Genomic DNA, 13,779 nt, shown 5'->3' with positions numbered 1-13,779 from the left:
AATGACGCCTGGGAGGCGACCATGTCCCCGACACACACAGCCCACCGCATGGACGGCACCGGCACCGCTCGGCGCCTCGTCGAGGAGTCCGCGGGCAGAGCGGCGGAGCTGGTGCGGCGCACGGGGTCGGCGCCCTGCCTCGCGACCGTACTGGTGGGCGAGGATCCCGCCTCCGTCACGTACGTCCGCATGAAGCAGGCCCGCTGCGCCAAGGCCGGTATCGAGTCGCGGCGCGTCCAGCTCCCCGCCGAGACGACGACCGCGGAGCTGGTCGCCGCTCTCCGCACCCTGTCGCAGGACGCGTCGGTGCACGGAATCCTGCTCCAGCACCCCGTGGGCCCGCACATCGACGAACGCGCGGCGTTCGAGGCCATCGCCCCGGAGAAGGACGTCGACGGCGTCACCATGACCTCGTTCGGCGCGATGGCCTTCGGGCTGCCCGGTTTCGTCTCCTGCACACCGGGCGGAATCATGCGGCTCCTCGACGAGTACGACGTCGATGTCACGGGGCGGCATGCCGTCGTCGTGGGCCGGAGCGCGATCCTCGGCAAGCCGGCCGGGATGCTGCTGCTCGCACGGGACGCCACGGTGACGTACTGCCACTCCCGCACGGCCGACCTGAGCGCGTACGTGAGGGAGGCGGACATCGTGGTGGCGGCCGTGGGCCGGCCCCGGCTCATCCGCGGCGAGGACATCAAGCCCGGCGCGGTCGTCATCGACGCCGGCTACAACGCGGGCAACGTCGGCGACGTGGACTTCGACACCGCGGCCGAGCGGGCCCGCCTGATCACTCCCGTCCCGGGCGGGGTGGGCCCCATGACCATCGCCGTCCTCCTGGCCCAGACGGTCACCGCGGCGTACCACCAGCTCGGCGCGGACCTCGATCGCGCGCTCGCCTGACAAGACCGCGCCGATCGCGCATCCGGGATCCCTGGTCGGTGGCGGCGTCGAGAAGTCCGGCAGCCGCCACCTCGAGGGCGACGCGCGGCAGTGGTTCGCACTCCAGCGGTGCGCACACCTCGAAGCCGAGGTGCCGTACGGCCGTCTCGCCCGACGGCAGCAGCTGGAGATACTCGGGCCCGCCGGGTTCCTCGCGGCCCAGGAGGAACCCGACGGTCAGCAGTGTGCCGGCGGCGATCCGCGCGGATCCGGCCTGCGGTTCACGGTCGATCAGCGTGAACTCCCGCTCGTACGGGCCCGTCGGCGGCGCCTCCAGGAGCCACCGGGCGAACTCGGCGGACCGCGGCGCGCCTTGGCCCAGTGGCAGGCGCCCGAGAAAGTACCCGTCGAACCACCAGCCGCCGTCCACGTCTCTGTCGAGGGTGATCCACAGGTCCTCGACGGGCCGGTCCGGGTAGTGGGACCCACGCCATGCGAGGCGAAAGAACGGACCGGTCCCGGCACACTCGCCTCCGTACGCCATGCAGCGATCTCCTTCGTCCTCTGATGCTCAGGCGACCCAGTGCGGCCGTCGCGCTGTGGACGCCGACGGAAGGCCGGCGGCGAGCGCCGTCGCCATGCGGTGGACGGCTTCGCGCAGGGTGTCCGCCGGGGTCGTGTACGGGATGCGCATCCGCTGCTCGAAGATGCCGGGGTCGGTGGCGAAGCAGGCGCCGCTCTCGATCCGGACGCCGTTGTCGAGGGCTCGTTCGGACAGCGCGGAGGCCACCGGTTCACCCAGGTCGACCCACAACGACAGGCCGCCGGGCGGCAGTTGCCAGGTCCAGTGCGGCATGTGCTGCGTCAGTGCGGCGGCCAACGCGGCGCGCTGCACGCGCAGTTGCTCGAGTCGGAGTGGCAGAAGCCCGTCGGCACGGTCCAGGAGGGCGAGGGCCAGGAGTTGGTCGACGACCGATCCGCCCATGTCGGTGGCCACGCGCTGGCCCGCGAGTTCGGTGACGAGGCGTGCGGGCGCGCGCAGCCAGCCGATGCGCAGTCCGCCCCAATGCGTCTTGCTCATCGAGCCGATGCTGATGACCTGCCCGGTGCCGCCCTTCGCGGCGTGGGAGGCGAAGGGCGGCGGCGGGGGGACGTCGAGCGCGAGGTCGGCGAGGGTCTCGTCGATGACCAGCCAGGTACCGGACCGCTCCGCCGCGCGCAGGACGCATACCCGCTCGTGCTCGGGCATGAGACAGCCGGTGGGGTTGTGGAAGTCGGGGATCAGGTAGGCCAGTTGGGGCACGACCTGGCGGAGCGTCGATTCGGTGATCTCGATGTCCCAGCCGGTGTCGGTCACGGGGACGGTCACGGTACGCAGCCGGGCTCGACGTAGCGCCTCAAGGGCGTTCGGGTAGGACGGGTTCTCGACCATGACCCGGTCGCCGGGGCTGCTCAGCAGTCCCAGGACGAGTGTCAGCGCGTGCTGTGCGCCCGACGTCACCAGGATCTGTTCGGGCAGGGTGGCGAGGCCCCGTCGCGTGTAGCGCTCGGCGACGGCTGCGCGCAGGTCGGGCAGGCCGTAGGGGTGGTAGCCAGGGGTGTGGGCCTGCTCGGCAAGTTGCGGGGTGATGTGCACGAGGGCGTCGACGAGTGCCTGCTGTGGGAGCCCGGGGGAGGCTCTGGCAAGGTCGATCGCGGTGTCCTGGGGGCCTAGGAGGCGAGTGATGCCGCTGGGAGTACGGCCTTCGGGGAGGGCGGTCCACGTGCCCGATCCCTGGCGGCTGTGTGCGTAGCCGCTCTCGCGCAACAGGTCGTACACGGCGGTGACAGTGGTTCTGCTGGTGTCGAGGGCGGCTGCCAGTTCGCGCTCGGCGGGGAGTCTGACGTGCAGGGCGATGCGTCCGTCCAGGATGAGCGTGCTGATCGCCTGCGCGAGGTGGCGATAGGCGGGTCTCGTGCCGGCGGTGTCGGGCAGCATCGCGGCGAGCTGACGGCTGCCCAGGGTCCGGTCCGCGCGGCCCACCCTGTCCACCGGCAGAAAGGCGTTCGCGTCAGTCAAACCATTCTCCCGAGATTGGCCATGTCATCCGGGCCAATCACTCTACAGAGTTGCCGCAATGGCCTTGAAGGCCCATGACACCCACGGTGGAGGCAGGCGCATATGCGGCAGGACACGGACACGACGGCCCGCTCCGAGCGAGCGACGCGGGGCGACGAAGCGATCGGGCGCAACCGCCCCGCTCCCCCGCTCACCTACGTACGCCTCGGCGAACGCCCACTCCGCCGCCTGCCTCAGTTGTTCATCGGCCTCGCCCTGTACGGATTCAGCATGGCCGTCATGGTCCGCGCCGAGCTGGGCCTGAGTCCCTGGAGCGTTCTCAACGAGGGTCTGGAGAAGCACACTTCGCTGAGCTTCGGCACACTCACCGCGGTCGTGGGTGTGTCCGTCCTGCTGCTGTGGATCCCTCTGCGGCAGCGGCCGACGTTCGCGACCGCCGCGAACATCGTCGTCATCGCCGTCTCGTCCGACCTCGGGCTCGCGCTCGTCCCCGGGGGCCTGGCCCTTCCCGAACGAGTCGGGCTCCTCCTCGCCGGGACATTCACCAATGCGCTGTCCATCGCCGTCTACGTAGGCGCACGGTTCGGGCCGGGGCCCCGGGACGGGCTCATGACCGGTGCGTCCGCCCTGACGGGACGTTCCATCCGCGTCGTCCGCACGTTCATCGAGGTCGCCGTACTCGCCATTGGCTGGCTGCTCGGCGGCGGCGTGGGGCTCGGCACCCTGCTGTACGCCCTGACCGTCGGCCCCGTCACGCAGTTCTTCCTGCCCCGGTTCACCTGCGCGAGCCCGACCCGGACCGCACGCACGGGCCCACCTGTCACCGGCTCCCGCACACCTTCGTAGAGTCTGTGCAGTGAACCTTCACCACGCACCCGATCCACACCTGCCGATGCTGAATGTCCCTCAGGCCGAGCGCCTGCGGAGCCTGACGGCCGCCTACTTCCTCGCCCGTCACGGCACCCAAATGACCGTGACGGGAGACGCGGTGCGCCTGGAGGGCAGGTTGAGCCCGCTGTCGAACCTCGCGCAGCGGTGTCGCCAGTCCGCCGAGGACGACTGGCCGCGGATCGTGGAGCAGCACTTCGCCGGCTTGGAGAACGCCTCCCAGGGAGGCGAGAGCGCCACGGATCTCCTGGAGCGGACGTGCTGGCGGCTGCTTCCCGACGACGCCTTCCCGGGCGACACGGCCGACGGCTTCCGCCATGCGCGGCCGGTCGCCGAGGGGCTGCTCGCGGTCCTCGCCCTGGACGCACCCACCTCCGTGCGGATACTCGACGACCGGGACGTGGCGCGCGTCGGTGCTGAGCAGCTGTGGGCTGCGGGCCGCGCGAACCTGATCCGTGAGCCGGTCGAGCACGACGAATTCCGCGGCCCGCAGGGCGCGTTGATGCACTCCGTGCACGGGAACTCGTTCTTCGTCTCCAGCAAGGCGCTCGTACTCCCGGAGTTGGTAAGGGAGTTGACCGGCCGGGAGCTGCCGGAAGCCGGGGCGCTCGTCGTGATGCCGACCAGGCACCTGCTGGCGTTCCACCCGATCATGGACGGCAGCGTGGTGGACGCCGTCAACGACCTGGGCTCCTACGCCATCGGCGCCTACGAGGACGGGCCGGGCGCGCTCTCACCGCGGCTGTACTGGTGGCACCAGGGGCGGCTTGTCTCGCTCACGGTCTTCGACCACGAGAACCGGTCGTTCTCCGTGGTGCCGCCACAGGAGTTGATGGACCTGATGAGGTCCCTGCGCGGCCAGGACTCCGCCGATGCCGCGCCGGAACCGTCCTCCGGCGCGCAGACCGACGACCAACTCGCCCAGACAGCAGCAGAGTTGACAGCCCGGCTGCCTCAGTCCCCCAGGGTCTTCGGCGACGCGTTCGCGGCCTCGCTCGCTCTGAGCCACCTGCGCTGCGCGTCCGACCCCGACGGGGGCGCGCTGGAGACCTGGGAGGCATGGGTCGGTGCCATGCAGGTCGGCTCGGCGCTGTTCGCCACCACGACCTCCCGGGAGAGCAGCGTCGCCTGCCGGATCGGGCATGACATCGTGACGCTTCCGGTCACCGGCCCCGCCCCGTACGCGGACGGCCGCGCCTGGCTCAACGCCTTCTATCTCGCCGTCGTCTGCCGTGAGCGGGACCGCATCACCCAGTTGTGCCACGTGCCGCTGGACGACCTGCGCCGGGCCGCGCCCATGGACGAGTACGTCTTCCACTGGATCGATACGCTCCAGACATACTGGTTGCAGCGCCCCATGGACGATGTGGTCCAGAAGCTGCTCGCCACCATGAACACCTCTCACCCCGATGTGGCGACCCGCACGCCTGCGGACTTCCTGAACCTGGTCGACTACCAGCCCGTCGCGCTCTTCCACCGTCTCGTGACGGGCGACCACGAGGCTTTCGCGGAAGCGCTCACGGAGGCGCTCGCCCATCACGAGCGCTACTGGAGCGACTCGACGGGGCCGCACAGCCGGGTGGCCCTCGGCCCGCTCGCGCTGGCGTGCCTCGCCTTCGACTCGGAGTTCCCGGTCGACAGCAAGTCGCCGTATCTGCCCACCTGTCTCCTCGACCGGGCCTGGTACGGCGAGTTCGACACGTGAGAGCGGGCTCCGGGGGTGGCTACCGCCGGGCGGCCTCGCGACGGTAGAAGTCGAACTGCGTCACGCCGTCGTAGCCGTAGCTCTCGGGGTGCAGTTCGTGCAGCGCGACTCCGCAACGGGCGAGCGGGCCAAGGGTCTTGGTCAGCAGTTCGCCCGCCTCCGCGATGAACGCGGCCTTCTCCGCGGCGCTGTTCGTGCCGATGGTGACGGTGGCCTCGACATGGGCGTCGAGGCCACCGGTCAGCGGCCTGCCGTCGACGTAGTAGCGGTCGGCCGGCACCAGGTCGACGTGCACGATGGTCCTGGCGCCGGACTTGCGCAGCGCCGAGACGGCCAGGCCCGTCAGACCCTCGGCGAGGGTGCCCTGTATGTCGGCGGGAAGTGCGGTGTCGGTGACGGTGACACGGATGAAAGGCATGGCTTCTCCTGAGCAGGTGCCGGGGTGGTGTGTCCGCCGGAGGTGGCGGCACGGACCAAGCGTCACCGACCTGGCACCATTGATCCAACGCATACGTGTCATAGGTATATGAGGCCCACGCATGACCGTGAACCTTTCCCAGTTGAGGGCGTTCCTCGCTGTCGTCGACGCGGGCGGATTCAGCGCGGCGGCGGCCGAACTCGGTCTGAGCCAGTCGGCCGTGTCGCACGCGGTCGCGTCCCTGGAACGCGAGTTGACCGCGCCGCTGCTGGTGCGGGCCACTCCGGTGCGGACCACGGCGCTCGGCGAGCGGGTCGTGCCGCATGCCCGGACAGCGGTGGCGGCGACCCGGTCAGTGGAGCAACTCGCGTCGGACGCCGCCACCATGACGGGCACGGTGCGCCTGGCCGCCACCCCGACGGTCTGCCAGGGCCTGATCCCCGGCCTGCTGCGGCACTGGGGCGAGGACCAGCCCCGCGTCACGGTCAGGGTCTTCGAAGGGGACAGCTCCGAGATCGCCGGCTGGCTGGAGAACGGGACGGCCGATGCCGCCATCCTGATCGACCCTCCCCCGGGCCCGGGCATCCAGCTCGCCGCCGACGACTACCGCGCTGTGCTGCCTCTGGACCATCCCCTCGCCGGTGAGCCGGTCGTCGACATCCGCGACCTGGAGGACGATCCGTTCCTGATCTCGCCCAACGGCTGCGAGGACCGCATCCGGACGATCCACCGTCTCGCCGGGCTGAGGTTCACCCCCACGCACCGGGTACGGGATCTGGCAACCCTGATCAGCATGGTGCAGGCCGGTATCGGCGTGACCGTCCTGTCGGAGGTGTCCCGCTCCCTGATCCCGCCCGACCTGGCGCTGCTGCCGCTGCACCCCCAGACCTCACGGCGCCTCGTGCTGACCGGCCCCCGGGCCCGCCCCTGGAAGCCGGCCGTCCGCACCTTGGCGGACTCCGCCCTGGACCATCTCGCCGCGGCCGGTGCCATGTCGGACACTCGCACGGCCTGAAGAATTCCGTCGAAGCCGCGGGCGGTGTTGCTTACTGTGGCGCCATGCCCCATGGGAAGACCTCATACGTGTGCCTGCCCTGCCGGGTCTCGTACAAGCAGCCCTACGACCGGGACAGGGAGCGGATCTGTCTGCGCTGCGCCGAGCCGCTGATCCACGCAGGATCGGCCTTCGCCGCACCGCGCCGCCGCGACACCGCCGCGTGGCGGACGCTCTCGGTTCTGCTGCACGCGGGCGTGGGTTTCCACAAGAGCTGCTGCGGCGGCCCGGGGTTCCGGCCCCGCGGTCTGCGTGAGGTGCGCGAGCGCCTTGCGTACGCCGAGCGGTCCGGTGAGCCCGTCGCCCGGGCGCTCAAGCGGTACGACGTGCCGTAGGCCCGGTCGACGCCGACGGGCGCCGTCGTGCCGAGCGGCGTCGACGCAGAGCGCGGCGGCCACTGCGTCGGTGGTGAGTCGGCGAACCCCTGACCAGCCATGCGCTTGCTTATTGGTCATGCACTCAATAGCATCTCGGTATGCCGTCAAGCGTCCAGCACAAGCGAATTCGGAAGACGCCGGCCGCCCGACGTGCGGAGATCGTCGACGCGGCCGCCGCGGTCGCCCTCGCCGAGGGGCTCGAGTGCGTCACGCTGCGGCGGATCGGCAAGTGGCTCGATGTCCGCCCCGGACTGATCAGCCACTACTTCCCCTCGGCGGACGACCTCGTGGCGGAGGCCTTCGGCAGCGCCTCCAGCGCCGAGCTCGACAGCCTCCTGCCCGCCGAGCGAGCCCAGGGGGCGCCCACGCTGCACCTGGGATGGTTCTTCGCACGCGCGACGGGCACGTCCTACGACGACATCAGCCGCCTCTGGATCAACGCGCGCCACCTCAGCCGCTACCGGCCCGTCCTGCGCGACCGGGTCGCCGAGCAGGAGGCGGCCTGGCGCGAGCGGCTCACCGACCTGATCCGGCACGGCGTCGACCGGGGCGAATTCCGTACTGACGACCCATATGTGACGACTGTTCAGATCCTGGTCGTGTTGGACGGCCTCGGAGCGCACGCCAACACCGACACCAGCAGCCGTCCCGCCGCGGTGTCGCGCATGGCCGCCACGACGGCGGAACGCGAACTCGGCCTTCCGCACGGGACGCTCACCCGTTCCGACGCGCCGCTCACGGCGTCACCCACCGGCTAGGGTCCCGCGTCCCGGCCACCACCCACTGGCTGGGACCCGCGTCCCGGCCGCCCCCACCCGCCCTTCAAGGAGCCGCTGTGCCCAGCCCTCTCGTCCTGCTCTCCGCCCGCCTGCTCGACCCGGTCACCGGCGCGTTCCTGCCGCAGACGGCCCTCGCCGTGTCCGGTGGCCGGATCTCCGCCCTGGGCGACGACCACGGCATACGTGAGCACGTGGACGCCTCGACCACGGTGATCGACCTCAAGGGCGCCGTGGTGACCCCGGGCCTGGTCGACGGGCATCTCCACCCCGTCTCGGGCGCCGAGCTGACGGGCGGCCTCGACCTGTCGGGCTGTGCCGGCGTGGAGGACGTGCGCGCGCTGCTCGCCGCCGAGGTACGGAACCTGGCGCCGGGGGCGTGGCTGCACGGCTGGGGGCTCGACCCGAACGTCTTCGGTGACCGGCCCGTCGGGATCGCCCCCTTCGACTCCGTCCTCGACGGCGTACCGGCCCTTCTGCTGCTGTTCGACGCCCACTCCATGCTGGCCAGCCGGCGCGCGCTGGAACTGGCCGGCGTGGACGGCCCGCGCACCTTCGACCAGGCCTCCGCCGAAGTGGTCTGCGACGAGCAGGGCCGTCCCACCGGTCTGCTCCAGGAGGACGCCGCCTGCGAGCTCGTGGAACGCGTCGCCCCGATGCCCACGCGGGAGGAGCGCCGCGACCGGCTCGCCGCCACGCTGCGCGCCATGGCCGCCTCGGGGCTCACCGGCGGTCATGTCATGGACGCGAACGGCGACAGCCTCGCCCTGTTCTCCGAGCTCGACGCCGCCGGTGAGCTCGCGCTCCGGCTGCGGGTCGCGCCGTGGTGCCAGCCCGGCACCGACGCCGAAGGAGTGCGGGCGCTCATCGAGCAGCAGGGCGCCGGCGGCGCGCTGTGGCGCACGGACGGCGTCAAGATCTTCATGGACGGCACCATCGACAACGGCACGGCCTGGCTGGAGCGCCCGGACTGCCACGGCGAGTCCACCCACGCCTTCTGGCCGGACCCCGACGTCTACACGCGGATCATCGGCGAGCTGCACCGCGCCGGAGTGCCCACTGCCACCCATGCGATCGGCGACGCCGCCGTACGCCATGTCCTCGACGCCGTCGAGAAGGCGCAGGCCACCGGCGGGCGCGGGGCGCGCCACCGGGTCGAGCACATCGAGACCGTGCCCGACGACACCCTGGGCCGGTTCGCCGCGCTCGGCGTCATCGCGTCCATGCAGCCCACCCACTGCTGCGACTTCACCCGGGCCGACCACACCGACAACTGGTCGCGCCGCCTCGGCGAGGAGCGAGCGTCGCGCGCCTGGCGCTGCCGCGATCTGCAGGACTCCGGCGCCACCGTGGTCCTCGGCTCCGACTGGCCGATCGCCCCGTATCCGCCGCTCGGGGTCATGGCCGGCGCGCGCCACCGCCGCCCGAGCCGCGACCTCACCCAGGACCCGCACGGACCCGAGCAGGCGCTCACGCCGCTGGAGGCGCTCCACGGTCTGACGGTCAACGCGGCCTACGCGGCGGGCGAGGAGCGCGAGGCCGGGCGGATCGCCGTCGGCTTCCGCGCCGACCTCACCGTTCTCGCCGACAACCCGCTCACCACGGCCGACACCGCGCTGCCGGACCTGCCGGTGCTGCTCACCGTCCTCGACGGCCGCCCCACGCACCGCGACGCGAGCCTGTAGTCGTCCACGGGTACGCGGCGCCGCTCACACCGGCTCCGCGTACCAGCGGCGGTGGACGAACGGTTCCACCAGGAGCACCCCCACCGCCGCGACCGCCGCCACCGAGGCCGCCGGAAGCGAACCCCACGCGGCCGCGACCGCCCCGGCGAGCACCACCAGCGGACGCATCAGAGTCAGCGGCCCCAGGCCGACGACCACGGCGAGGGTGCCGGCCCGGAACGGGCCCCACAGGTAGCAGCCCAGGCTCAGTGCGACGATCACCGCGTACGGCGCATAGCACAGAAGCATCCGTTGGGCGGCGGCGTCGAGTTCGGCATAGCGCGCGTCCCGGTCCGCCGCGGCGACGAGCAGCGCCACGGCGAGGGCCGCGCTCAGCAGCAGCGCCGGGGCGCCGACCGCGAGACCGCGGCGGGCCGCGAGCAGCGCCCGTTTCGACTTACGGATGCGGCCGTCCCGTCCGGTGTAGGCACGGAACCCGGCGAACACCGCGTCGACGAGCGCCAGAGCGGCGAGCAGGAAGGCGTTCACCCGACGCCCTCCCCCGCCGAAGCCCCGTGACGTGTCCCGCCCACGGTGTCCGCACGCCCGACCAGGCGGCCCGACGGTCCGGGTCCCAGCTCGGCCCGCAGCGGCGGCAGCAGGTCCGGGCGTACGCCGATGACGGGGCGCAGGGTGGTGCAGAACGGGTTGCTGCGGCCCCGCGGTTCGTACACGAGCGGGGTCAGGCCGTCGGCGTGGGCGGCGGCCGCCAGCAGTGTCTCGTCGTCATGGGCGCGGCGGGCCGACATCACACCGTCGTGGCGGCCCAGCGGATCGCGCATCCGTGCCCGGTGGAAGACCCACGCGCCGATCGGGGCGAGACCCGTGGCGGCGATGTCGAAGTGGCAGAACGCGGCGGTGCCCGGCGTGGCCTGGGCGGCGAAGAAGGCGTCGAGGTCATCGCCCCGGAAGTGGTGCAGGACGCCCGTCGACACGTACACGGTGGCGGGCTCGTCGAGGGCGAACGCGTCACCCCGTACGAAACGGCAGGGCAGTGCCTCCGCGCGGGCGAGCCGCCCGGCCTCGGTGACCAGGGCCGCGTTGAAGTCCACGCCGACCAGGTCGACATCGGGGCCGAGGGCGCCCGACGCGGCCAGCCACCGCACGAGGTAGCCGAGGCCGCAGCCGACGTCGACGACCCGCAGAGGGCCGTCGGTCCGCCCGGCGGCGCGGATCACGGCGAGCAGCGGACGCAGGAGTTCGGCGATGCGGTCGCCGAGGCGCAGTTCCTCGCTGAGCCGCTGGAGCTCGGTGTGGACGGCGACGAGCCGGCGGTCCACGGCGAGCGGATCGAGGTTCCCGTCGTCGTCGCACGCCAGCCCGGCGGCGATACGGGCGCCACTGCGGTCACCCGCGGCGACGAGCCGCGCGACGACGTCGGCGCCCCGCACCGGCAGGCGTGCGCGTGTGCCGGGGTCGTGGTCCACGACCAGATCGGATATCTCGATGAGCTGCACACGGAGAAGGTACGCGGCTGGGGAGGCCGTCGGCGCCGCGCCCTGGGAGGCGGCACCTGGGAGGCGGTAGTGGCGGCCCGGTGTCGCACCACGGCCGGACGGCCCCGCCCGCCCTCGGACGGACGGGGCCATCGCTCTCGCGGCTACCGCGGAACCACCTGATCGGACACCTCACCCGGCACCGGCGCGTAGCCGGTCGCCCGGCTGGTGAACGTGCCCCGGCCCTGGGTCCGGCCGCGCAACTGGGACGCGTAGCCGAAGAGTTCGGCCAGCGGCACCGTCGCCGTGACGACCGCGGTGCCCGCGCGCATCGCGGAAGCGGAGATCTGTCCGCGTCGCGCCGCCAGGTCCCCCAGCACCCCGCCCACGGCATCCTCTGGCACGGTGGCCGTGACGTCGACGACCGGTTCCAGGAGCGCCATGACGCTCGCCCGGAAGGCCGCCCTGAGCGCGGAACGGCCCGCCGTACGGAACGCCATCGGCGAGGAGTCCTTGGGGTGCGTGGACCCGTCGGTGAGCGTGACCTGCACCCCGGTGACCCGATGGCCGCCGAGGGGGCCCTCGCTCAGGGCGTCCCTGCACCCGGCCTCCACGGCCTGGACATAGTCCCTCGGCAGCCGTCCGCCGGTGACGACCGACCGGAACACGAAGTCCGCCGCGCCGTCACCCGTATCGTCCTGCGCCACCGGCAGCGGCCGTACGTCGATGACGACGTGCGCGAACTGGCCTGCTCCTCCCTCCTGTTTGACATGCCGGTACACCAGACCGGACACCCCGCGCGCGACCGTCTCCCGGTAGGCCACCTGCGGCCTGCCGACGCCGACCTCCAGACCGTGGGCCCGGCGGATCTTCTCCACCGCCACCTCCAGGTGCAGTTCACCCATGCCCGAAAGCACCGTCTGGCCGCTTTCGCGGTCCGTCCTGACGACGAGCGAGGGGTCCTCCTCGACGAGTCGTGCCAGCGCGGACACCAGCCGGGCGCTGTCGGCGTTCCTGCGGGCCTCGACCGCCACGGAGACGACCGGTTCGGCCACCGTGGGCGGTTCGAGGACGACAGGCGCGTCGGGTGCGCACAGGGTCGCGCCGCTGCGGGCGGCCTTCACTCCGGCCACCGCGACGATGTCCCCGGCCACCGCACGCTCCACCTCGGTGTGCCGGTCGGCCTGGACGCGCAGGATCCGGCCGATCCGCTCCGTACGCCGTGCGCCCGCATCCCACACCGCCTCTCCCCTGTGAACCGTTCCCGAATACACCCGCAGATAGGTCAGACGCCCGCGAGGAGTCGCCTGCACCTTGAACACCAGCGCGGCCAGTGGTGCCGTCGGATCGCAGGCCCGCTCCTGCTCGTCGTCGCCGACGGCACCGCGGACCGCGGGCACGTCGAGCGGTGACGGCAGGTAGGCGACGACTGCGTCCAGGAGCGGCTCGACACCGCGGTTGCGGTACGCCGATCCGCACAGCACGACGACGCCCTCACCACTGCGCGTCAGATCCCGCAGCGCTCCTGCCAACGTCCCTGCGGACAGGGCCGATCCGTCGCAGAACTCCTCCAGCGCGCCGGGATGCAGCTGCGCCACCGTCTCCTCGAGGAGCCGCCTGCGCCGCCGCGCCTCCTCGCGCAGCTCTACCGGAACGGGCCCCTCCTCGTACGTGTCGTGGCCCTCTCGCCACACGAGAAGACGCATGCGGATCAGATCGACGACACCGGTGAACGCGTCCTCTCGGCCGACCGGCAGCTGGACCACCATCGGTACCGTGTCGAGACGCCGACGCATCGACTCGACCGCCGTGTCGAGGTCGGCACCGGCGCGGTCGAGCTTGTTCACGAAGGCGATGCGCGGCACGCCGTGGCGGTCGGCCTGCCGCCAGACAGACTCGCTCTGCGGCTCGACGCCCGCGACGGCGTCGAACACCGCGATCGCGCCGTCCAGCACGCGCAGGGAGCGCTCGACCTCGTCGGCGAAGTCGACATGGCCCGGGGTGTCGATCAGGTTGATCCGGTGCCCGTCCCAGGCGCAGCTGACCGCCGCGGCGGAGATGGTGATGCCCCGCTCGCGTTCCTGGACGTCGAAGTCGGTGACGGTGGTGCCGTCGTGGACTTCGCCGCGTTTGTAAGTGGCGCCGGTGACGTAGAGGATCCGTTCGGTGACGGTGGTCTTGCCGGCGTCGACGTGGGCGAGGATGCCCACGTTGCGGACGGCGGTCAGGGGGTCGGTGTCATGACGGTGCAGGTCGGTACGCACGCCTGTGGCCTTTCAGGTGGTTCCGCACAGAGGCAGCGCGATTACCGGACGGACAGCGCAACGGGCCCCGCCGAAGGGTCGGTTCGGGGTCGTGCGGACACGTGAGGTGTCAGATGTTCGTCGCGGGGGTCCGGTACAGGCCGCGCAGCCGGTGCCGGGCGCACCGAGACACCAGGATCACCTCGAACCGTGACCGGGG

13 protein-coding genes are annotated in these 13,779 nt (G+C 72.0%); 7 read left to right on the top strand and 6 right to left on the bottom strand.

All coding sequences use genetic code 11. The features are described 5' to 3' along the window. The first annotated feature begins 21 nt into the window (after nucleotides 1–21). A complete protein-coding gene (locus CG723_RS12750) occupies nucleotides 22–900 on the top strand; it encodes a bifunctional 5,10-methylenetetrahydrofolate dehydrogenase/5,10-methenyltetrahydrofolate cyclohydrolase (RefSeq protein WP_100593853.1) in 879 nt (292 codons plus the stop codon). Here the strand turns inward: CG723_RS12750 and CG723_RS12745 are convergent. Both CG723_RS12745 and yczR read right to left on the bottom strand, forming a co-directional pair. After that, nucleotides 848–1,423 (bottom strand): hypothetical protein, encoded by a 576-nt coding sequence (locus CG723_RS12745; RefSeq protein WP_100593380.1) that lies wholly within the window; start codon nucleotides 1,421–1,423, stop codon nucleotides 848–850. The genes CG723_RS12750 and CG723_RS12745 overlap by 53 nt on opposite strands. A 27-nt stretch (nucleotides 1,424–1,450) precedes the next feature. Continuing rightward, nucleotides 1,451–2,938, bottom strand: a complete 1,488-nt coding sequence (gene yczR / locus CG723_RS12740) for a MocR-like transcription factor YczR (RefSeq protein WP_324902958.1) — start codon at nucleotides 2,936–2,938, stop codon at nucleotides 1,451–1,453. Between the two features lie 102 nt (nucleotides 2,939–3,040). Between yczR and yczE the strand changes: the two genes are divergently transcribed. After that, the gene (gene yczE / locus CG723_RS12735; protein WP_234374264.1) at nucleotides 3,041–3,784 is read left to right on the top strand and encodes a membrane protein YczE; all 744 of its coding nucleotides are present in this window, start codon (nucleotides 3,041–3,043) and stop codon (nucleotides 3,782–3,784) included. 10 nt (nucleotides 3,785–3,794) lie between these two features. Beyond that, a complete protein-coding gene (locus tag CG723_RS12730; protein WP_234374263.1) occupies nucleotides 3,795–5,531 on the top strand; it encodes an immunity 49 family protein in 1,737 nt (578 codons plus the stop codon). Nucleotides 5,532–5,550: 19 nt separating this feature from the next. On the opposite strand, the gene CG723_RS12725 is transcribed toward CG723_RS12730, so the two are convergent. Then, nucleotides 5,551–5,949 (bottom strand): tautomerase family protein, encoded by a 399-nt coding sequence (locus CG723_RS12725; RefSeq protein WP_100593378.1) that lies wholly within the window; start codon nucleotides 5,947–5,949, stop codon nucleotides 5,551–5,553. A gap of 121 nt (nucleotides 5,950–6,070) precedes the next feature. Here CG723_RS12725 and CG723_RS12720 point away from each other — a divergent pair, with 121 nt between their 5' ends. From CG723_RS12720 to CG723_RS12705, 4 genes are all read left to right on the top strand, one after another. After that, nucleotides 6,071–6,964 carry a LysR family transcriptional regulator gene (locus tag CG723_RS12720; protein ID WP_100593377.1) on the top strand — a complete coding sequence of 298 codons (894 nt, stop codon included), beginning with the start codon at nucleotides 6,071–6,073 and terminating at the stop codon, nucleotides 6,962–6,964. A gap of 44 nt (nucleotides 6,965–7,008) precedes the next feature. Beyond that, nucleotides 7,009–7,338, top strand: a complete 330-nt coding sequence (locus tag CG723_RS12715) for a deoxyxylulose-5-phosphate synthase (protein ID WP_100593376.1) — start codon at nucleotides 7,009–7,011, stop codon at nucleotides 7,336–7,338. Between the two features lie 140 nt (nucleotides 7,339–7,478). Beyond that, nucleotides 7,479–8,138 (top strand): TetR family transcriptional regulator C-terminal domain-containing protein, encoded by a 660-nt coding sequence (locus tag CG723_RS12710; RefSeq protein WP_100593375.1) that lies wholly within the window; start codon nucleotides 7,479–7,481, stop codon nucleotides 8,136–8,138. A gap of 77 nt (nucleotides 8,139–8,215) precedes the next feature. After that, a complete protein-coding gene (locus CG723_RS12705) occupies nucleotides 8,216–9,841 on the top strand; it encodes an amidohydrolase (protein ID WP_100593374.1) in 1,626 nt (541 codons plus the stop codon). 24 nt (nucleotides 9,842–9,865) lie between these two features. Here CG723_RS12705 and CG723_RS12700 read toward each other — a convergent pair whose 3' ends face one another. From CG723_RS12700 to fusA, 3 genes are all read right to left on the bottom strand, one after another. After that, nucleotides 9,866–10,369, bottom strand: coding sequence for a hypothetical protein (locus CG723_RS12700; RefSeq protein WP_100593373.1), 504 nt, complete (start codon nucleotides 10,367–10,369; stop codon nucleotides 9,866–9,868). Continuing rightward, entirely contained in the window at nucleotides 10,366–11,337 is a 972-nt protein-coding gene (locus CG723_RS12695; RefSeq protein ID WP_100593372.1) for a class I SAM-dependent methyltransferase, read from the bottom strand. Before CG723_RS12695 ends, CG723_RS12700 begins: the two co-directional genes overlap by 4 nt. 143 nt (nucleotides 11,338–11,480) lie before the next feature. Next, nucleotides 11,481–13,580: an elongation factor G gene (gene fusA / locus CG723_RS12690; protein WP_100593371.1), complete on the bottom strand. Its 2,100-nt coding sequence runs from the start codon at nucleotides 13,578–13,580 to the stop codon at nucleotides 11,481–11,483. Between the last annotated feature and the right edge of the window lie 199 nt (nucleotides 13,581–13,779).

It is taken from the genome of Streptomyces sp. CB01635 (genome assembly GCF_002803065.1).
Lineage (GTDB): Bacteria > Actinomycetota > Actinomycetes > Streptomycetales > Streptomycetaceae > Streptomyces.
The sequence above is the reverse complement of the archived record's forward strand: the minus strand, read 5'-3'. Positions and strand labels throughout refer to the sequence as shown.

Coding starts and splice junctions, on each gene's coding strand:
- CG723_RS12750 (WP_100593853.1), top strand. CDS start 22: ATGTCCCCGACACACACAGCCCACCGCATGGACGGCACCGGCACCGCT.
- CG723_RS12745 (WP_100593380.1), bottom strand. CDS start 1,423: ATGGCGTACGGAGGCGAGTGTGCCGGGACCGGTCCGTTCTTTCGCCTC.
- yczE (WP_234374264.1), top strand. CDS start 3,041: ATGCGGCAGGACACGGACACGACGGCCCGCTCCGAGCGAGCGACGCGG.
- CG723_RS12725 (WP_100593378.1), bottom strand. CDS start 5,949: ATGCCTTTCATCCGTGTCACCGTCACCGACACCGCACTTCCCGCCGAC.
- CG723_RS12720 (WP_100593377.1), top strand. CDS start 6,071: ATGACCGTGAACCTTTCCCAGTTGAGGGCGTTCCTCGCTGTCGTCGAC.
- CG723_RS12715 (WP_100593376.1), top strand. CDS start 7,009: ATGCCCCATGGGAAGACCTCATACGTGTGCCTGCCCTGCCGGGTCTCG.
- CG723_RS12710 (WP_100593375.1), top strand. CDS start 7,479: ATGCCGTCAAGCGTCCAGCACAAGCGAATTCGGAAGACGCCGGCCGCC.